The organism is Ruegeria sp. BC5 (genome assembly GCF_056539205.1).
Genome location: NZ_JBQFUN010000006.1, coordinates 101,091 through 121,163 on the forward strand (window position 1 = coordinate 101,091; position 20,073 = coordinate 121,163).

The following is a 20,073-nucleotide window of genomic DNA, read 5'->3' on the forward strand; positions in this document are numbered from 1 at the left end:
TTACTCTGGGCGAATGCTGGCTGTGACGTAATTGACGCTCAGATCCCGGTCCGAGATCGACCAACTCCAAAGAATCGGGTTGAATACAAACCCCTTGCGGTCCACCGGCTCCAGCCCGGCTTGGCGCAGCAGGTCGAACAGCTCATCGGGGGTGATGAACTTGTTCCACTCATGCGTACCCCGCGGCAGCCAGCGCATGACGACCTCGGCCCCGACGATCGCCATAGCATACGATTTCGGGTTGCGGTTGATGGTGGAACAAATCTCCAACCCGCCGGGTTTCAGCAATTGCCGCGTTGCGGTCAGATAGGACAGCGGATCGGCCACGTGCTCGACCACTTCCATGTTCAGCACCACATCAAATTGCTCGCCCGCCTCGGCCAACGCCTCGGCGGTGGTGTGGCGATAGTCGATGTCCAGCCCGGACTGTTCCGCGTGGATGCGCGCAACGGGCAGGTTGCCCTCGGCGGCGTCGGCGCCCACGACCTCGGCCCCAAGGCGCGCCATCGGTTCGCTCAGCAGCCCTCCGCCGCAGCCGATATCCAGCAAACGCAGGCCCTGAAACGGATTCGGCGCGGTCAAATCCCGGTCAAATTCGCCCGCGATCTGCTGTGTGATATAATCCAGACGGCACGGATTCATCATGTGCAGCGGTTTGAATTTCCCGTGAGGATCCCACCATTCTGCGGCCATCGCTTCGAATTTTGCGATCTCGGATGGATCCACAGTGTTCGGATGCGCTTGCATTCCTGTCTCCGTATGCTCTTTTACGTTTAAGGACTATATAGGGCCATAATGGACAAGTACCCGGACCAAAAGCGCGCAGTGCAATATCTGTACCCGCCGATCGACCCGTTCGATCAGCGAATGGTGGATATGGGCGAAGGGCATCGCATTTATATGGAACAATGCGGCAATCCAAAGGGGATACCGGTTGTGGTGCTGCATGGCGGGCCGGGCGGCGGCTGCAGCCCGGCGATGCGCCGTTATTTCGATCCCAGCGTCTATAGGGTGATTCTATTCGATCAGCGCGGCTGTGGCCGGTCGCGGCCCCATGCGTCGGTGACCGACAATACGACATGGCATCTGGTGGCCGATATCGAACGGTTGCGCACCCTACTGGATATCGAGGATTGGGCTGTGTTTGGCGGCAGTTGGGGCGCGACTCTGGCGCTGATCTATGCACAGGCGCACCCGGATCGCGTGAACCGTCTGGTGCTGCGCGGCGTGTTCCTGGCCACACAGGCCGAGCTTGATTGGTTCTATGGCGGCGGCGCAGGCAAGTTCTGGCCCGAGCAATGGGCGAAATTCACCGCTCTGTTGACCGAGGCTGAGCTGACCGACACGATCGCTGCTTATAACAAACGCCTGTTTTCGGGGGATCGGGCCACGGAAATCCTGTATGGGCGGGCCTGGTCCGCGTGGGAGAACGCGCTGGCTTCAATTCATGCCCAAGGCGGGACGGGGGAAAGCCCTGGCGAATATGCGCGGGCCTTTGCGCGGCTTGAGAATCACTATTTCATCAATAGCGCCTTCCTAGAGAAGGATGGTCAGATTCTGGACCAGATGGACAAGATCGCTCATATCCCCGGCCATATCGTGCAGGGTCGCTATGACATGATCTGCCCACCACAGGCCGCGTGGAATCTGGCCGAACGCTGGCCCAATGCCGAACTGAAGATGGTCCGCAACGCAGGCCACGCCCTGTCTGAACCCGGTATCAGCGCCGAGCTGGTCCGGATCATGGATCGCGTGGCCGAGGGCGTGGTATGACCCGGATTGACCGTCGTGCTCTGTTTGCCTCGGGTGCTGCCGCAGCTTTGCTGGCGGCCACGGGGGCGTCGCTGGCGGATACGCCTAAGGCCGGTGGTGCACTGCGGCTGGCTGTGCCACGCGATGACAGCTTGGAACAGGTGGCCCGTGGGGCGGTGTTTGATACTCTGACCGAAATTGCCCCAGATGGCACCTTGCGCGGTGAGCTTGCGACGGGTTGGCACACGGACGCGGATGCGCGGGTCTGGCAGTTCGATCTGCGCGAGGGTGTTACCTTTCACGATGGCGTGCCGCTGGACGTTGCGGATGTGATGGCAGTTCTGGGCAATGTTGGGCGGGTCGAAGCCGTATCGCCCAATCAGGTGCAGCTTGAACTGGCTGAGGCAAATCCGGGCCTGCCGTTCCTGCTGGCCGACAGCCGCTTTGTCATCACCCGCGACGGACAAGGCGTGACGCCTTTGCACGCGGCCAATGGTACCGGATGCTACCGCGTGGAACGCGCCGAGGATGATCGTCATTTCCTGGGCCGCAAGGTGGTCGGGCACTATAAGGACGGCAAGGCCGGGTGGGCCGAGACGTTCGAAATCATTGTCATCCCCGACGCCCGTGTCCGGGCCGAGGCGTTGCGCGACGGGTTCGTCGACGTGGCGGCGCTGCCCTCAGGCGGCGAGTTGAAAGGCCAGCGCGGGCTGCGTTTTCACCCAAGCGAATCGGATATGGCACTGGCCGTGGCCCCACATGTGGGCATGCCGCGCCAGATCGGGGCGGGCCGCGCACTGGACGATGGCCGCATCGCCGAACGGTGGTGGATGGCGTAAATCCGATCACGTCGTGCACCGGGGGTTGCAGATTCGAGAAACCCTGCGTATATGCAGTTGCAACAGCGGCGTGTCGGGCTTCGGTCCGGGGCTCCACCGGAAATTTCGACGGGCCGCGCGCCCGTTTTTTTGTGCCCGTATGACAGGGTAGAGCACCTGATGACAAACGACCTGATAGCCAAAGCGGCGATTGATCGGCGGCTGGCCGAGATCATCACCCCCGTGATCGAAGATCTGGGGTATGAGCTGGTCCGCATCCGCCTGATGAGTGGCAAGACCACCACGATGCAAATCATGGCCGACAAGCCTGATGGCGGCATCGAAGTGGATGATTGCGCCGAAATCTCGAACGCGGTTAGCGCCACGCTGGATGTCGAAGATCCGATTCTTGACGCCTATACGCTTGAGGTTTCAAGCCCGGGCATTGATCGTCCTCTGACCCGTCTCAAGGATTTTGAGATGTTCGAGGGGTATGAGGCCAAGATCGAGACCGCCGAGCTGATCGATGGCCGCCGCCGGTTCAAGGGTGAGCTGGCTGGGATCGAGGGCGACGAGGTTCTGATCAACATCCCCGAAGGGTCCGAGACAATCACCATTGGTCTGCAATTCGACTGGCTAAGCGATGCCAAGTTGGTTTTGACCGATGACCTGATCAAGGAAATGTTGCGCCAGCGCAAGGACGCCGGTGCCCTGAACGAAAACGCTTTCGACGAGATTGAGACCGAAGGGTCCGAAGAGGAGACGAACTGATGGCAATCACCTCAGCCAACCAGCTGGAGCTGCTGCAGACCGCCGAGGCCGTGGCCCGCGAAAAGATGATCGACCCCGGTCTGGTTGTCGAAGCGATGGAAGAATCGCTCGCCCGTGCCGCCAAGAGCCGTTACGGCGCCGAGATGGATATCCGTGTCAGCATCGATCGCAAGACCGGCAAAGCGACATTCACCCGCGTTCGCACCGTGGTCGAGGATGAAGAGCTTGAGAATTATCAGGCCGAGATGACCGTCGAGCAGGCCAAGCAGTACATGGAAGCGCCCGAGGTCGGCGACGTCTTCGTCGAAGAGGTTCCCCCGGTTGAAATGGGCCGGATTGCTGCTCAGTCCGCCAAGCAGGTCATCCTGCAAAAGGTTCGCGAAGCTGAGCGCGACCGTCAGTACGAAGAATTCAAGGATCGTGCGGGTACCATCATCAACGGTGCGGTTAAGCGCGAAGAGTTTGGCAATGTCATCGTCGATCTGGGCGGTGCCGAAGCCGTTCTGCGCCGCAATGACAAGATCGGCCGCGAAAGCTATCGCCCGAATGACCGCGTGCGTGCCTATATCAAGGAAGTGCGCCGCGAGGTTCGTGGCCACCAGATCTTCCTGTCGCGCACTGCGCCGGAATTCATGGCCGAGCTGTTCAAGATGGAAGTGCCGGAGATCTATGACGGCATCATCGAGGTCAAGGCCGTGGCCCGTGACCCCGGCTCCCGCGCCAAGATTGCCGTGATTTCGTACGATGGGTCCATCGATCCTGTCGGTGCCTGCGTTGGTATGCGCGGTAGCCGCGTGCAGGCCGTTGTGAACGAGCTGCAAGGCGAAAAGATCGACATCATCCCGTGGAACGAAGACCAGCCGACCTTCCTGGTGAACGCGCTGCAGCCCGCCGAGGTTTCCAAGGTGGTTCTGGACGAAGAAGCCGGCAAGATCGAAGTTGTTGTGCCTGAGGAACAGCTGAGCCTCGCAATCGGTCGCCGCGGTCAGAACGTGCGTCTGGCCAGCCAGCTGACAAATCTGGATATCGACATCATGACCGAGGCCGAAGAATCGGCGCGCCGTCAGAAAGAGTTCGAAGCCCGCACGCAGCTGTTCATGGAAAGCCTCGATCTGGACGAATTCTTCGCGCAACTTCTGGTTTCGGAAGGCTTTACCAACCTCGAAGAGGTTGCCTATGTCGAGCTGGAAGAGCTGCTGGTCATTGACGGCGTCGACGAAGGCACTGCGCAGGAGCTGCAAACCCGCGCCCGTGAATTCCTGGAAGCCCAGGCCAAGGCAGCGCTGGACGCAGCCCGTGCCTTGGGTGCCGAGGACAGCCTTATTGAATTCGAAGGCCTGACACCCCAGATGGTGGAAGCGCTGGCAAAGGACGACGTAAAAACGCTTGAGGATTTTGCCACCTGCGCCGATTGGGAACTGGCCGGCGGCTGGACCACGGTCGATGGTGAGCGAATCAAGGATGACGGTGTGCTTGAGCCTTTCGGCGTTACGCTGGAAGAAGCACAGGATCTGGTCATGACCGCACGTATCATGCTGGGCTGGGTCGATCCCGCCGAGCTGGAACAAGCCGAAGAAGATGGCGAAGCAGTAGACGAGGAGGCCGAGGCCTGATCTCAGGCCTCGGGGTGCGCGCATGGGTCGCGGTGGCGTCCATAAGGATCGGTCCGAAGGACCTGAACGCAAGTGCATCGCCACGGGCGACATTCAACCTAAATATGGGTTGATACGCTTTGTGACGGGGCCGGACGGGCAGGTCTATCCGGATGTCGCGGCGAAATTGCCGGGTCGCGGAGTCTATGTGGCGGCGGATCGCGCTGCACTGGACAAGGCCGTTGGCAAGAAGCTGTTCGCCCGCGGGTTCAAAGCGCAAGTCAGCGTGCCACAGGATTTGACCGATGAGGTCGAAAAACAGGTTTCGCGCCGGGTGATCGAGCTGTTGAGCCTGGCGCGCAAGTCCGGTGACGCGGTCGCTGGGTACGAAAAGGTCAAGACATGGCTGGACCGGGAAGAGGCACAAGTGCTGATTCAGGCCAGCGATGGATCGGGGCGCGGCAAGTCGAAACTCAGCACGCCGCACTTTGGAAAATACATCGGTTGGCTGACCGCAGACGAGTTAGGACAGGCATTTGGGCGCCAAACCGTGATTCATGCGGCCATGGCCTCTGGTGGACTCGCCAAACGTGTTGTAGAGGAAGCGCAGCGCCTGCGTGGCTTGCGCGAAACGGATGACGGCGGCAGGGGCCGCGCGGAAGGGTAAAAAGCTTTATGAGCGAGAATGACGGCAAAAAGACATTGGGTCTTCGTGGTGGGGCACGCCCCGGAAATGTGAAACAGAGTTTCAGCCACGGACGCACCAAGAATGTCGTGGTGGAAACCAAACGCAAGCGCGTGGTGGTTCCCAAGCCGGGCGCCGGCAAACCGGGTGGCGGAGCAACGCCGTCGGGTGATCCGTCGCGTCGCCCTGCAGGTATCTCTGACGCGGAAATGGCGCGCCGGATGAAGGCACTGCAGGCCGCCAAGGCCCGCGAAGTCGAAGAGGCCGCAGCGCGTGAAGCCGCCGAAAAGGCGCGCGAGGAAGAACGCGCCCGTCGTCGTGCCGAGCAAGAAGCAAAAGAGCGCGAACAGCGCGAAGCCGAAGAGCGCGCCCGCGCCAAGGCCGAAGAGGAAGAACGCAAGCGCAAAGAGGCGGCAGAATCCGCCAAACGTGCCACTGCTGCCCCAGCTGTTGAAGAACCCAAAGCGGCGCGCGCACCGGCCAGCAAACCAGCCCCGGCCGCCACCCCGCGCAAGCAGGACCGTGAACGCGAACAGCGCGGTCGCGGCAAGGGCCGTGATGACAATCGTCGTTCCGGCAAGCTGACACTGGGTCAGGCCACCGGTGGCGAAGGTAGCCGTCAGCGCTCGATGGCGTCGATGAAGCGCAAGCAGGAGCGAGCGCGTCAGAAAGCCATGGGCGGCCCGGTCGAGCGGGAAAAGGTAATCCGCGACGTGCAACTGCCCGAGGCGATCACAGTGTCCGAACTGGCCAACCGTATGGCCGAGCGTGTGGCTGATGTGGTCAAATCGCTGATGAACATGGGCATGATGGTCACGCAGAACCAAACCATCGACGCCGATACCGCCGAGCTGATCATCGAAGAGTTTGGTCACAAGGTCACGCGTGTTTCCGATTCGGATGTCGAAGACGTCATCAAAGAGGTCGAAGACAGCGAAGAAGATCTGCAGCCGCGTCCGCCGGTCATCACCATCATGGGTCACGTCGACCACGGTAAGACCTCGTTGCTGGATGCGATTCGAGATGCGCGCGTTGTTGCCGGTGAGGCTGGAGGCATCACCCAGCATATCGGTGCCTATCAGGTGAAAACCGATGGCGGCACTACGCTGACCTTCCTGGATACGCCGGGCCACGCGGCCTTTACCTCGATGCGTTCGCGCGGGGCTCAGGTCACGGATATCGTGGTGCTGGTTGTGGCTGCCGACGACGCGGTGATGCCGCAGACGATCGAAGCGATCAATCACGCCAAAGCGGCCGAAGTGCCGATGATCGTGGCGATCAACAAGGTCGACAAGCCGGATGCAAACCCGGACAAAGTGCGCACCGATCTGTTGCAACACGAAGTGATCGTTGAGAAAATGTCGGGTGAGGTTCAGGACGTCGAAGTGTCCGCCATCACCGGTCAGGGCCTTGATGAATTGCTGGAAGCCATCGCGCTGCAGGCCGAGATTCTGGAGCTGAAAGCCAACCCCGACCGCGCCGCCCAAGGTGCTGTGATCGAGGCGCAGCTGGATGTGGGCCGTGGCCCCGTGGCCACCGTTCTGGTTCAGAACGGCACGCTGCGTCAGGGCGATATCTTCGTTGTGGGTGAGCAATACGGTAAGGTCCGCGCGCTGATCAACGACAAGGGCGATCGCGTCAAAGAAGCTGGCCCCTCGGTCCCGGTCGAGGTTCTGGGTTTGAACGGCACGCCCGAGGCCGGTGACGTTCTGAACGTGACCGAGACCGAAGCACAGGCCCGTGAGATTGCCGCCTATCGTGAACAGGCCGCCAAGGACAAACGCGCCGCCGCTGGTGCCGCGACCACCCTTGAGCAGCTGATGCAGAAGGCCAAGGAAGACGAAAACGTCACCGAGCTGCCGATTCTGATGAAAGCGGACGTACAAGGTTCGGCCGAGGCCATCGTTCAGGCGATGGAAAAGATCGGCAACGAAGAAGTGCGTGTGCGCGTTCTGCACTCGGGCGTTGGCGCGATTACCGAAACCGATGTCGGCCTGGCCGAAGCGTCGGGTGCGCCGATCTTTGGGTTCAACGTGCGTGCCAATGCGTCGGCACGGAACACCGCGAACCAGAAAGGCGTGGAAATCCGCTACTACTCGGTGATCTACGATCTGGTCGACGACGTGAAAGCCGCCGCTTCGGGCCTGCTGAGCGCCGAGATCCGCGAAAAGTTCATCGGTTACGCCGAGATCCGCGAAGTCTTCAAGGTTACCGGTGTTGGCAAGGTCGCTGGCTGTCTAGTCACCGAAGGTGTGGCGCGTCGTTCCGCAGGCGTCCGTCTGCTGCGCGACAACGTGGTGATCCACGAAGGCACGCTGAAGACGCTGAAACGCTTCAAGGACGAAGTGTCCGAGGTTCAGTCGGGTCAAGAATGCGGTATGGCGTTCGAGAACTACGACGATATCCGCGCAGGTGACGTGATCGAAATCTTCGAACGCGAAGAGGTCACCCGGACGCTGGATTGATCCTGCTTTGTATGGGAAATGAAAACAGCGGCTCAATTGGGCCGCTGTTTTTTGTGAAATACCACGAACCTTAACTGTCTTGAACGAAATTTTCTGACTCTAATCCCGACCGCGCTTAAGCAACTCAGACATTGCCACACGGTGAATCCAACATAACGTCGGCTGTGCGGACAAAGCAGACATCACGCGGAATCGCGTTTTGACCCGCTACTCGGACAGCTTTCTGACTTGGGCGTGTTCAAATTTTCTCAAGATCACCCAATACCCAGCCGCTCTCAATCCAGCCGTCAGCAGGTCCGTACAGTCGAAACAGTAAGAAGTACGGTTCCGTCGTTGGTATCCAATTGCTCTCCTGTCCTTCGGGTGCCTCGGGAGCAAAGTAGATGTCATACGACCCATCTTCGTTGACCTGCATTGTTTCTACATCCCGCGACGACAGGCCGACTGGGTTCACATTGCGGATGAAGCTCTTGGTCTCCATCGAGTAGACAATCACGGACCAGAAATCCTCGGCGGGCGTATCTGCAGGGATGTTCAGTTTGTATGTCTGAGTATGGTCGTACATGTCTCCCGCGCTGTCGCGCAGACCAGTGAGATAGAAGGTGCCACCGCCCAGATTCTTGGGCAGATAGGTAATCCAGAAGTAACTTCCACCAGCCCGATCATCGACCAACACTTCGGTATCGGTCTCGTATGGGAAGCCAAGCTCGGCTTGCCCCTCGGCAAAGTCCCAGATCAGCCACTGCGACTTCAAGTCACCGCTTTCATCGACCCAAAGCGGAACGGTCGCTAAACCGGGCTCAACGAAGTATCGCTGCATGGCGGCATAGGCCAATAGAAGCCCCTCGTTCATAGCATCGATTTGGCGTTCCGTCGGTTCGAAGGGTTTGCCTTTTTCGATCCCAAGATCCTTCAGGAAATTGACCATGATCTTGTCTTGCGGACGGATCGGGTTGTTTTGAATGTAGTCGTTCAGGTCCTGAAAGTAGGTATGATTGTAGTAGGGCAGCGAGTCATACGGAACCTCAGAGGCTTCGTGGTAGGTGTTCGGCGGCGGGTTATCCGCTTCCGATAAGTAATAGACCTTGATCGTCTGCGCATAGTCCGCTGCGTCGGCATCCGTCGCTCCGTTGTATAGCCTCGGGCGGAAAGAGAAGCCGTACTCGTAGGTATCAGTTTCGAAGGGCATATAGCCCGCATCCGTCAGTTCCTGGACCGACATCTCTCCTTCGTAGCCGGGCGGGAGCATCAGGTACTTGCCCCCTTCTCCCTTGTCATGGCCGTCCGGCCCAACATCGACAATTGGCACGTCCCAGGCGTTCACAATCGTTCCAAAGTAGCTGACGTTGTCTGTTGCCGCCGGCACCTCGATCACAAGTGGACCGGGTTCAGATGTCATCGACGACCATGCATAGGCGGTCACGTCGTTCGCTGTCAAAAACCCATGCTTAGAGTCGAAGGGTTTGTTCAGGTAAACGACATCGTTGTAGTCGCCACCGAGGTCACGCCGAATGCCTTTCAGGAAGTCCACCATACCAGCCGCAGGCATTCCCCAGATTGCGGCCTGCGTCGCGCGTTGAACCATGATCGTGTATTCAATGTCCTCGATCTCGGCCGATCTCGCCAGAATATCGCCTGTGTCGTTGAAAGACTGCGAAACGGCTTGTTGACCAGACAGTAGGATTGCGGAAGCTACCGTCAAACAGGGCAGTACAGTTTTCATATTGATACCTCGGCGTTTAATTGAAACCCCTGCAGTCTATGTGCGAATTACTCGGAAGTGCAGTGGCAAACGTCGCCCAAAAAACGTAAAGATTTCTTGCGTCGGCTTCGGGCTTGAACCGGACATTCCCTGCTCCGTCAAAAACGTTCGGTTCGTTAGGGATGGGCAGGTTTGTGTGCTAAAGGCCAGACCTGACTGATACCCAATTTTCTTGGCTATCGGGACGTCGCCAAAAACGTTTCCGGATGCATAATTATATCGAAATGCTGCATCCCCTTTTTCAGATCGAAATTGACCGCATGCCCGGCTTTGCGCAGCAATTCGGCATAATCTCGGCTCTGGCGGACGAATTCGGGGGTATCCCGTTCCGCCACAGTCACATGGTAACGCGGGCCAGGGGCGGGTAGGTGCAGGATAGGGGACAGATCATGTATCTCGACCGGGGTCAGTTGCAGCGGATCGTTTACGGACGTCAGGCTGATCGGCTCCAGATCATAGACGCCGCTAATCAGGATCACCTCGCGCACGCGGAGCCCGGCGCGGGCCAGCGCATCGGCCGAGGTTGCCATGACCATAGCCGCCAATTGCGCCCCGGCGCTGTGGCCCGACAGGGTGATCCGTGACGGATCGAAACCCAGATCAGGCGCATTTGCGGCCAGCCACAGCAGGGCGTCGCGGCATTCGTTGATCATGTCGCCAATCCGCGCCTCGGGGGCCAATGTGTAGTTCAAGGTCGCAAAGGACTGTTCGTCCTCAACCAGTGCCGGGGCCATCATTGCCGACTCGTTCTGACTCAGCGCCTGCCAGTAACCGCCGTGAATAAAGACGTGCAGTGGCGCGCCTGCCCCCTTCGCGGGAAAGAAATCCAAAACCTGCGCCCTACCGTCGCCGTAAGAGACATTCCCGATGACTTCCATCTGTGCCCGGTGCTGCGCGCTGAGCGCGGCGTAGCTGTCCAGATAAGGCGTCAGGTCGCCGCCGATCATCGACCGGGGCGAATATTCCTGCTCTAGCTCTTCCTGCGAAAACCCGCGGTACAGCATCGCTTACTCCTGCTGGGAATACATCAGTTCGGTGCGCATATCGTAAAGATCATGGAAGAACCGCAAATCCAAGGCTTTCCGCAAGAAGGATACACCACTGGACCCGCCGGTGCCCGGCTGGTTGCCTATCACTCGTTCTACCGCGGTGACGTGATCGAAGCGCCAGCGTTGAAACAGGGACTCCACGTCCATAAGTTTCTCGGCTAGAGCATAAAGATCCCAGTACTTGTCCGTGTCGCGATACACCTGCACCCATATTTTAACCACGCGCGGATCACCGGAGTATGGCTGCGAATAGTCGCGATCCAGCAGGTCCTGTGGTACGTCAAATCCCTGCCGAGCCAACATGAACAGAACCTCGTCGTATAATGACGGCTTGGTCAGCGCAGCGTTCAGCAGTTCCATGACCTGCGGGTCATGCTCGTGGACTTTTAGGGTCGAGGCGTCCTTGTTGCCCAAAATGAATTCGATCTGGCGATAGCCATAGCTTTGAAAACCGGACGAACTGCCCAATGCCTCGCGAAAGGTCATGTAGTCCGCAGGGGTCATGGTCAGCAACGTCTCCCAGGCGGATATCAGTTGCCGCTGGATGGCCTTGACCCGGTCGAGATTTTTCATCGCAGGGCCGAATTCATCCTGTTGCAGAAATCGGCGCACCTCGACCAGTTGGTGATGCATTAGTTTCAGCCACAGCTCGCTGACCTGATGAATGATGATGAACAGCATCTCATCTGGTTGCGCAGGGTCCTGAAAGGTTTTTTGCAGGTTCAGCAGGGTTTTGAGTTGCAGGAAATCGCCGTAACTCTTGCGATGGGTCTGTGCGAAATCGGTGACCAGAGTGTCCTCGATTCCGCGTTCCAGATACCGATCATCCTTATCGCCCATATGCTCCTCCAAACGACTGGGTTCACCCCTGTTTAGGGGCTGAACCCGCGCAGTGCCAGAGCGTCAGGTCCAGTCCAGCACCACTTTGCCTGACCGGCCTGATTTCATCGCGGCAAATCCTTCGGCAAAATCGTCAACTTTCATCTCGTGCGTGATGACACGGCTGACATCCAGACCGTTCTGTAGCATGGCGATCATCTTGTACCAGGTCTCGAACATCTCGCGCCCGTAGACGCCTTTGATGGTAATGGCCTTAAACACGATGCGGGACCAGTCGACCGGGGATTTGCCGGGCGGAATACCCAGCAGAGCGATCTTGCCGCCCATCACCAGCGCCTCGACCATCTGATCCAGCGCGATTTGTGAGCCCGACATTTCCAGCCCTACATCGAACCCTTCTTTCATGCCCAGTTCTGCGATGACGTCCTGCAGGTCTTCTTTGGACACATCCACGGTGCGCACGGTCGGAACCACATGTTCCGCGAGCTTCAGGCGATCGGGGTTGATATCGGTGATCACCACATGGCGCGCGCCAGCATGGCGGGCGACAGCGGCAGCCATGATGCCGATGGGGCCTGCGCCGGTGATCAGAACATCCTCACCCAGCAGATCAAAGCTGAGCGCGGTGTGAACCGCATTGCCCAATGGATCGAGGATGGCGCCGATCTCATCCGGCACGTCCTCGGGCAGGGGCACCACGTTGAAGGCGGGCAGTTTCAGATATTGGGCAAAGGCCCCCTGTTCATTCACGCCAATCCCGCGCGTGCCCGGATCAAGGTGGAACTTTCCCGCCCGGCTTTGACGGCTGTCGGTGGTGATCAGGTGCCCCTCGCCCGAGCAGCGCTGACCGATCTCAAGACCTGTCACATTGCGCCCGATCTCGACGATCTCGCCCGCAAACTCGTGGCCGGTGATCATCGGAATCGGCACTGTGGCGGCGGCCCAGTCATCCCAGTTCCAGATATGGATGTCGGTGCCGCAGATGCCGGTCTTGTTGACACGGATCAGCACCTCTTCGGGGCTGATTTCGGGCACCGGGGCCTGGACCATCCACAGACCTTCCTCGGGCTTGGATTTCTCCAAAGCTTTCATCGTGTTGGGTCGCATCAGATCACTCCCAATTCTTTGCCAACCTTGCCAAAGGCGGCCAATGCACGGTCCAGTTCGTCTTTCGTCAAGGCTGCATTCATCTGCGTCCTGATCCGCGCTTGTCCGCGCGGGACAACGGGGAAGAAGAAGCCCGAGACATAGACGCCCTCATCAAACAGACGCGACGCCATGTCCTGCGCCAAAGTGGCCTCGCCCAGCATCACCGGAATGATTGGGTGTTCGCCGGGCAGCAGGTCAAAGCCCAGCTTTTCCAGCCCAGCACGCCAGTATTTCGCGTTGCCGAATAACTGAGCGCGCAGCATTTCGCCCTCTTCGACCAACCGGATCGCCTCAAGACCTGCGGCGACAATCGAGGGTGGCAGCGAGTTTGAGAACAAATAGGGCCGCGCCCGCTGCCGCAGCAGATCGATCACTGGTTGCGGCCCGGCGATATAACCGCCGATTGCCCCCCCAAGTGCCTTGCCCAAGGTTCCCGTTAGAATGTCGACATCGACACCAAAATGATCTGGCGTGCCTGCGCCGTTCGGCCCCATAAAGCCGGTCGCGTGGCAGTCATCGACCATAACGATGGCATCATATTTATCGGCCAGCTCGCGAATTTTCGGCAGGTTGGCCAGGTAACCGTCCATCGAGAACACGCCGTCGGTCGCGATCATGATGTGCCGCGCTCCGTCCTCGCGCGCCTGTTTCAGCCAGGCCTCAAGGTCGTTCATGTCGTTGTTCAGGTAGCGATAGCGTTTCGCTTTGCACAGCCGCACCCCGTCAATGATCGAGGCATGGTTCAGACTGTCCGAAATGATGGCGTCTTCTGGCCCTAACAAGGGCTCAAAGAGCCCGCCATTGGCATCGAAACAAGCCGCAAACAGGATCGCATCGTCCTTGTTCAGGAATTGCGCCAGCTTCTGTTCCAACTCGCGGTGAATGTCCTGGGTGCCGCAGATAAACCGGACCGAGGCCATGCCGAACCCTTTGGGCCGCATCGCGCCCTTGGCGGCGTCGATCAGCGCAGGGTGATCGGCCAGACCCAGATAATTGTTGGCGCACAGGTTTATCACCTGCTTGTCGCCCACAGTAATCTCACCGCCCTGAGGCGAGGTGATCATTCGTTCGCGTTTATACAGACCCTCAGATTCAATCTGCGCAAGGGTGTCCGTGATGTGGGACAGGAATGCATCGGCCATGGCGGTCTCCGGTTTATATGAGTCGCGTATCTAACATAACGGATATGGTTCCCAAATAGGGGAATTCAATATTGCAGAAAAAAATCCACGATAACGGAACATGCGGAGGACCCTGAAAATTGCTTTCGATTCGGAGGCGTCTATTCCGGTTTTGCCACGTTGTCCTGAAACTGTTTGGTTGAATTTGTGTGCGGATAGGGTTCTTCGGGAATGTCGACGCCAAGGAATGTGCACAGTGGTTTCCATCCGCTTCCGGTTTCATAGACCAGCAATCGGTCCTTCGGGACAGTGTCGCGGACTTTTTTGATATGCTTCCGAAACACGCTGATGGCGTGATCCCGATCATTCATCCGGCCGTCGAAGATGCCATGAACGATAAACTTGCTGCACATCTCGGCAATTGCGTTTGCATGATCCGAGTCGTGCCGTCCGCGCATTGTGGTCATGAATGGTCCAATCGTGGCCCATATGCTGTCAAACCAGGCATCAGGGTCGCGCACGCTCAAAATGATTTTAGCATCTGGATAATGATCAGAAAGCTGGCGCCAGTATGCGGCGCCTGGCCAGTCGACTTGCGCGCGATAGCCGTGAAACATGGCATCCCAATCAGCTTGCTCACCATGTGCGGCACGGTTCCAAGCGGGCAGTTGTTCGGGATTGTCCCGCACTTCGAACATGTGGTGACAGGGTCCGAAATTCAGCTGTTCCAAAGCAAGCTTCAGCGAATTCGTCCCAGTGCGGCCGAATCCAGCGCCAATCACTTCCAAAGTCATTTTGGGTAACTCCAATTCGTGTAAATGCCATAAAATAGCACAACACACAGGTATCCCCCAAACTTCGCCCCGGTCGGGGTCAGGCGTTTTTCACAATCAGGAACACTCGCGCGGGACCGTTGGGCGATGCGATCGAGTGCAAGACGTCCGCCGCATACCGCGCTGTATCGCCTTGGTTCAACTCCATTGTGGCCGATCCCGATGTGACGCGAACCGACCCGTCCAAAACCGTCAATTGCTCTTGCGCGCCGCGCGTGTGGGGCTGGCTTTTCAATGCGCCGTCTTTGTCGAACTGAATGTCATAGACTTCATGCCCGCCCGCTTCTTCGGGGGGGGACAGGATGCGAATCCGGCAGTTTTGTCCCATATTGTCGATGCTTGGCACTTCAGAGTTTCGCAGCACTTCGATTTGGTTTGCGGTGCCGGTCTCTTCCAGCAAACCGGCGAAATCCACCTGCAAGGCCCGGGTCAGGTTCCACAGGGTTGAGATGGTAGGGCTGCTTTCCCCCCGTTCGATCTGACTAACCATTGAACGCGACACACCACTGAGATTAGCCACGGCTTCGAGCGACAGGCCCTTGGCGCGACGTGCCTCTTTCAGGCGGGCGGGAAGGCGTGTCAGGATATCGTCTGTATTCTCCGTCATGACGGAATTTCATGCGCCTTGTATCTGTGGTTGTCAATTCCAACCGTGACGGGACGTCCCATAGGACAGGGCGACGTGGTGTATGCATACTGCGCGCAAATGCACGAGGAGTGATCCATGACTGATATCGTAATTTTGGACGGTGCCCGCACCGCTATTGGAACCTTTGGCGGCGCGCTGGCTTCGACCGCTCCGATCGATCTGGCTACGGTTGTCACCGAAGCCGCGCTGGAACGCTCGGGTGTTGAAGGTGGTCAGATCGGGCATGTGGTGTTCGGCCACGTGATCAATACCGAGCCGCGGGACATGTACCTGTCGCGCGTTGCCGCGATGCATGCGGGGATCCCAAATGGTACACCTGCGATGAACGTGAACCGGCTGTGCGGGTCGGGCGCGCAGGCGATTGTCTCGGCGATGCAGTCCCTGATGCTGGGGGATGCCGAGTTTGCCGTGGCCGGCGGGGCCGAGAGTATGTCGCGCAGCCCTTATATCGTGCCGCAGGCGCGCTGGGGCGCGAAGATGGGCGATGTCACCTCGTTGGATATGATGCTGGGGGCGCTGAATTGCCCGTTTGGCACCGGACATATGGGTGTGACGGCCGAAAACGTTGCAGACGAACACCAGATCACCCGCGAGCAGATGGACCAATTCGCCGTGACCAGTCAGACCCGCGCGGCAGCGGCGATTGAGGCGGGGTATTTCGACAGTCAGATCGCGCCCGTGCAGGTCAAGGTCAAGCGGGACATGGTTGATTTCAAGGTCGATGAACATCCCAAGGCCACCACTGCCGAGACCCTGGCCGGATTGCGACCGGTATTCCAGAAGGACGGGCGCGTGACGGCGGGCAATGCCTCGGGCATCAATGACGGGGCGGCGGCGATGGTATTGGCAACAGCGGACGCGGCCGAGAAAGCCGGATTGAAGCCCAAGGCGCGCGTGCTGGGGTATGCCCATGCGGGTGTTCGCCCCGAGGTTATGGGCATTGGACCGGTTCCGGCGGTGCGGAACCTGATGGAAAAAACCGGCCTTTCGGTGGATGACTTCGATGTGATCGAAAGCAATGAGGCCTTCGCGGCGCAGGCTCTGGCTGTGAATCAGGAACTGGGATTGGACGCGTCGAAGGTTAACCCGAATGGTGGCGCGATTGCCTTGGGTCACCCGGTTGGGGCAACCGGCGCAATCATCACCATGAAAGCGCTGTATGAGCTGGAGCGCGTAGGTGGGGCCAAAGGTCTGGTGACTATGTGCATCGGTGGTGGGCAAGGTATTGCACTGGCTATCGAGCGGCTTTGATTTCGCACCGTGCAGGGGGGCTGTCTGCCCCCTATCGCGCGCAGGCGCGATTCCCCTCGAAGGTATTGTTGGCCAGAAGAAGCAGGCGGTCTGGCTCAGCTGAGCGCGTTGACAATCAGGACAAGCGCAGCACCGGCTGCGGCACCGATTGCGGCAGGTAGGGCCGCGGACCATAGGGATGACTTTTGCGGGTCGTCTTTTTGCGTCTGGGCGATCAGGGCATTTTCAACCAGACCCGGCAATCGTGGGCCAAAGCGGGCCAGAACCATGGCGGTTTTGCCGAAGTCCTGCAGCGCGGCGCGGGGACCGATGGATTGCTTTATGTAATCCTCGACCACGGGGCGGGCGGTTTCCCAAATGTTCATATGTGGGTCGAGCGAGCGTGCGACGCCTTCGACCACAACCATCGTACGCTGCAACAGGATCAGTTCGGTCCGGGTTTCCATGCCAAAGCGCTCGGTGACCTCGAACAGGTAGTTCAACAGGCGGCCCATTGAGATATGCGAGGCGTCCATGCCAAAGATCGGCTCGCCCACCGCTCGCAGCGCGCGGGCAAATTCGTCGACATCCTGGTTGGCGGGGACGTAACCGGCCTCGAAATGCACCTCGGCCACGCGTTTATAGTCGCGGCGGATGAACCCGAACAGAATCTCGGCATAGACCCGGCGGGTGTATTCGTCGATGTGACCCATGATGCCGTAGTCATAGGCAATGATATCGCCATTTGCGGCGACCTTCAGGTTGCCCTGATGCATATCGGCGTGGAAATAGCCATCACGCAGGGCGTGCAGCAGGAATAGGTGCAGGACCCGCTCTGCCAGATCGCGGCGGTTGTGGCCCACCGCGTCCAGTGCAGCATTGTCGCCCAGCGGTACGCCATCCGCCCAGCTGAGCGTCATCACCCGGCGCGCGGACAGTGACCACACAACGGGGGGCAGCCAGAAACCGGCATCGTCCTTGGTATTGGCGGCATATTCTGAGGCAGCGGCGCTTTCCAGTCGCAAGTCCAACTCACCCCGTACAACGCCGTCGAAATGTTCGATCACGTCCATTGGTCGCAGGCGGCGCGCGCCGGGGGCGAACAGGTCGACAATACGGGCGGCGAAATAGAACGCATCGACATCCTTGTGAAAGGCACGCTCGATCCCCGGGCGCAGCACTTTGACGGCGACATATTCGCCAGTGCTGACCAGCCGGGCCTTGTGAACCTGCGCAATCGACGCTGCGGCGATCGGTTCGCTGAATTCCTCAAAAACCTCATCGACGGGCTGGCCAAGTTCCTTTTCCACCTCAGCCATGGCTTCGGCGCGGGAAAAGGGTGGCAGCTTGTCCTGCAACACACGCAATTGGGCGGCCAGTTCTTCGCCCACCACGTCGGGCCGGGTCGAGAGAATTTGACCGAATTTGATATAAGCCGGGCCAAGCGCCGTCAGCGCTCGGGTGGCGGGCGGCATATTGGGATCGCCCTTGTAACCCAGCCATTGAAACGGTTTGCCCAACGCATGCGCCAGAAATCGCAACGCGCGGGGGGCCTCAAAGGCGTCCAGCACCACGTTCATGGCGCCTGTGCGTTCAAACGTGGCGCCTGTACGGATCAGGCGAATAATGTTGTGGGGGCCGCGCATAAATCAGATTTTCCAGCCGGAATGCAGCGCGGCGATGCCCATGCTGAGGTTGCGGTATTTGGCGTTTTCGAATCCAGCGGCACGAACCATGCCCAGAAAGGTTTCCTGATCGGGGAAATTGCGGATCGATTCGACCAGATATTGATAGCTGTCGTAATCATTGGCGATCAGCTTGCCCATGCGGGGAATGACGTTGAAGCTGTACAAGTCATAGAGCTTTTGCAGCCCTTCATTGGGCAACTGGCTGAATTCCAGCACCATCAGGCGGCCACCGGGCTTTAGAACTCGGAAGGCTTCATTCAACGCCTCTTGCGGGCGAGTCACGTTCCGGATGCCGAAGGAAATGGTGTAGACGTCAAACGTGTTGTCCTCGAATGGCAGGGCCATCGCATCGCCCACCACCCAGTTCAGGCTGTCGGACATCTGATCGGCCTCGGCGCGCTGGCGGCCTTCGACCAGCATCGGCTCGGTCAGGTCCAGAACCGTGGCGTGACCGTAACCCGCGCGTTTGAGGAAGCGAAACGAGATATCGCCCGTTCCACCGGCCACATCCAGCAGACGTTGACCAGGGCGCGGGGCCAGCCAGTCCATCATCGCGTCTTTCCAGACCCGGTGGATGCCCATCGACATGACATCGTTCATCACGTCATATTTTGAGGCGACCGAGTTGAACACGCCCTGCACACGACCGGCCTTGTCGGCCTCGCGCACGGTTTCAAACCCGAAATGAGTGGTCTTGTCGCTGTTGTCAGACATAAGCCTTGCCGTTTGTCGAATTTCGTCTCTGTTATAGGGCTCTGGAACCGGGGCACAATGCGGCCCTTTGAATTAGGAGCCATCTAATGCCCGAATTGCCCGAGGTCGAGACAGTAAGACGCGGCCTGAGCCCCGCAATGGAGGGGGTCGTGATCGAACGGGCAGATCTGAATCGCCCCGATTTGCGCTGGCCGTTCCCGGACCGCATGGCCGAGCGGCTGACCGGGCAACGGGTGGATCAGCTGCGGCGGCGGTCGAAGTATATTCTGGCAGATCTCAGCAGCGGTGAAACTTTGTTGATCCATCTGGGTATGTCTGGGCGGATGACAGTATCGGGTGATCCGCTAGGGCAGTTCGTGCATGAGCATCCCATGCCCGAAAAACACGACCACGTGGTGTTTCACATGGCCAATGGCGCGCGTGTGACATTCAACGATCCGCGGCGCTTCGGCGCGATGGACCTGTTGCCCACGGCTACAGCCGAGGATCACAAGCTTTTATCCGTTCTGGGGCCAGAGCCGCTGGGCAATGATTTTCACGAACAGCACCTGATCGAAGCGCTCAAGGGCAAGAATACTCCTGTCAAATCTGCACTGTTGGATCAGGGAATCGTTGCCGGATTGGGCAATATCTATGTTTGCGAGGCCCTTTATCGTGCGGGTGTGTCGCCACGTCGCAAAGCAGGACAAATTTCTGCCGCCCGTGTCGGCGCGCTGGTTCCGATCATTCGGCGGGTACTGCAGGACGCGATCGACGCGGGTGGTTCATCCCTGCGCGATTTCCGCCAAGCCGATGGAGAACTTGGATATTTTCAACACAGCTTTGACGTTTACGGACGCGAAGGCGAACCCTGCAGAACCCAGGGATGCAGTGGGGAAATAAAGAGAATCACTCAGTCCGGTCGCTCATCCTTCTATTGTGCGCAATGCCAAAGATAACTTGATCCAGATAAATC

18 protein-coding genes are annotated in these 20,073 nt (G+C 58.9%); 8 read left to right on the forward strand and 10 right to left on the reverse strand.

Translation table 11 applies throughout. From position 1 onward, the window contains the following. Positions 1–747: a bifunctional 2-polyprenyl-6-hydroxyphenol methylase/3-demethylubiquinol 3-O-methyltransferase UbiG gene (ubiG, locus tag ACR0LY_RS14705; RefSeq protein ID WP_170351910.1), complete on the reverse strand. Its 747-nt coding sequence runs from the start codon at positions 745–747 to the stop codon at positions 1–3. Between the two features lie 48 nt (positions 748–795). Between ubiG and pip the strand changes: the two genes are divergently transcribed. From pip to infB, 6 genes are all read left to right on the forward strand, one after another. Then, the gene (pip, locus tag ACR0LY_RS14710; protein ID WP_170351911.1) at positions 796–1,773 is read left to right on the forward strand and encodes a prolyl aminopeptidase; all 978 of its coding nucleotides are present in this window, start codon (positions 796–798) and stop codon (positions 1,771–1,773) included. Continuing rightward, positions 1,770–2,591 (forward strand): ABC transporter substrate-binding protein, encoded by an 822-nt coding sequence (locus tag ACR0LY_RS14715; RefSeq protein WP_170351912.1) that lies wholly within the window; start codon positions 1,770–1,772, stop codon positions 2,589–2,591. Before pip ends, ACR0LY_RS14715 begins: the two co-directional genes overlap by 4 nt. Before the next feature lie 159 nt (positions 2,592–2,750). After that, a complete protein-coding gene (gene rimP / locus ACR0LY_RS14720) occupies positions 2,751–3,341 on the forward strand; it encodes a ribosome maturation factor RimP (RefSeq protein ID WP_170351913.1) in 591 nt (196 codons plus the stop codon). Next, positions 3,341–4,954, forward strand: coding sequence for a transcription termination factor NusA (gene nusA, locus ACR0LY_RS14725; RefSeq protein ID WP_170351914.1), 1,614 nt, complete (start codon positions 3,341–3,343; stop codon positions 4,952–4,954). The genes rimP and nusA overlap by 1 nt, the downstream gene beginning before the upstream one ends. 22 nt (positions 4,955–4,976) lie before the next feature. After that, positions 4,977–5,600, forward strand: coding sequence for an RNA-binding protein (locus ACR0LY_RS14730; protein ID WP_170351915.1), 624 nt, complete (start codon positions 4,977–4,979; stop codon positions 5,598–5,600). A gap of 8 nt (positions 5,601–5,608) precedes the next feature. Further along, positions 5,609–8,083 (forward strand): translation initiation factor IF-2, encoded by a 2,475-nt coding sequence (infB, locus tag ACR0LY_RS14735; RefSeq protein ID WP_170351916.1) that lies wholly within the window; start codon positions 5,609–5,611, stop codon positions 8,081–8,083. 238 nt (positions 8,084–8,321) lie between these two features. On the opposite strand, the gene ACR0LY_RS14740 is transcribed toward infB, so the two are convergent. The 7 genes from ACR0LY_RS14740 to ACR0LY_RS14770 form a co-directional block, all read right to left on the reverse strand. Next, positions 8,322–9,806, reverse strand: a complete 1,485-nt coding sequence (locus ACR0LY_RS14740; RefSeq protein WP_170351917.1) for a DUF1214 domain-containing protein — start codon at positions 9,804–9,806, stop codon at positions 8,322–8,324. 215 nt (positions 9,807–10,021) lie between these two features. Then, positions 10,022–10,849: an alpha/beta hydrolase gene (locus ACR0LY_RS14745; protein WP_170351918.1), complete on the reverse strand. Its 828-nt coding sequence runs from the start codon at positions 10,847–10,849 to the stop codon at positions 10,022–10,024. Between the two features lie 3 nt (positions 10,850–10,852). Further along, positions 10,853–11,734, reverse strand: a complete 882-nt coding sequence (locus ACR0LY_RS14750; RefSeq protein ID WP_170351919.1) for a tryptophan 2,3-dioxygenase — start codon at positions 11,732–11,734, stop codon at positions 10,853–10,855. A gap of 63 nt (positions 11,735–11,797) precedes the next feature. After that, positions 11,798–12,826, reverse strand: a complete 1,029-nt coding sequence (gene tdh, locus ACR0LY_RS14755; RefSeq protein WP_170351947.1) for an L-threonine 3-dehydrogenase — start codon at positions 12,824–12,826, stop codon at positions 11,798–11,800. A gap of 14 nt (positions 12,827–12,840) precedes the next feature. Next, positions 12,841–14,025 carry a glycine C-acetyltransferase gene (locus ACR0LY_RS14760; RefSeq protein ID WP_170351920.1) on the reverse strand — a complete coding sequence of 395 codons (1,185 nt, stop codon included), beginning with the start codon at positions 14,023–14,025 and terminating at the stop codon, positions 12,841–12,843. 140 nt (positions 14,026–14,165) lie between these two features. After that, positions 14,166–14,798, reverse strand: coding sequence for a sulfotransferase family protein (locus tag ACR0LY_RS14765; protein WP_170351921.1), 633 nt, complete (start codon positions 14,796–14,798; stop codon positions 14,166–14,168). Positions 14,799–14,877: 79 nt separating this feature from the next. Continuing rightward, complete coding sequence (locus tag ACR0LY_RS14770) at positions 14,878–15,444, reverse strand: helix-turn-helix domain-containing protein (protein WP_170351922.1); 567 nt, start codon at positions 15,442–15,444, stop codon at positions 14,878–14,880. A gap of 117 nt (positions 15,445–15,561) precedes the next feature. Between ACR0LY_RS14770 and ACR0LY_RS14775 the strand changes: the two genes are divergently transcribed. Further along, on the forward strand, positions 15,562–16,737 hold the full coding sequence (locus tag ACR0LY_RS14775) for an acetyl-CoA C-acyltransferase family protein (RefSeq protein WP_170351923.1): 1,176 nt from the start codon (positions 15,562–15,564) through the stop codon (positions 16,735–16,737). Between the two features lie 95 nt (positions 16,738–16,832). On the opposite strand, the gene ubiB is transcribed toward ACR0LY_RS14775, so the two are convergent. Together ubiB and ubiE are read right to left on the reverse strand one after the other, a co-directional pair. Continuing rightward, positions 16,833–18,362 carry a 2-polyprenylphenol 6-hydroxylase gene (ubiB, locus tag ACR0LY_RS14780; RefSeq protein ID WP_170351924.1) on the reverse strand — a complete coding sequence of 510 codons (1,530 nt, stop codon included), beginning with the start codon at positions 18,360–18,362 and terminating at the stop codon, positions 16,833–16,835. A gap of 3 nt (positions 18,363–18,365) precedes the next feature. After that, entirely contained in the window at positions 18,366–19,118 is a 753-nt protein-coding gene (gene ubiE, locus ACR0LY_RS14785; RefSeq protein WP_170351925.1) for a bifunctional demethylmenaquinone methyltransferase/2-methoxy-6-polyprenyl-1,4-benzoquinol methylase UbiE, read from the reverse strand. 86 nt (positions 19,119–19,204) lie between these two features. On the opposite strand from ubiE, the gene mutM reads away from it, so the two are divergent. Further along, positions 19,205–20,056, forward strand: coding sequence for a bifunctional DNA-formamidopyrimidine glycosylase/DNA-(apurinic or apyrimidinic site) lyase (gene mutM / locus ACR0LY_RS14790; RefSeq protein ID WP_170351926.1), 852 nt, complete (start codon positions 19,205–19,207; stop codon positions 20,054–20,056). The last annotated feature ends 17 nt before the right edge of the window (positions 20,057–20,073 follow it).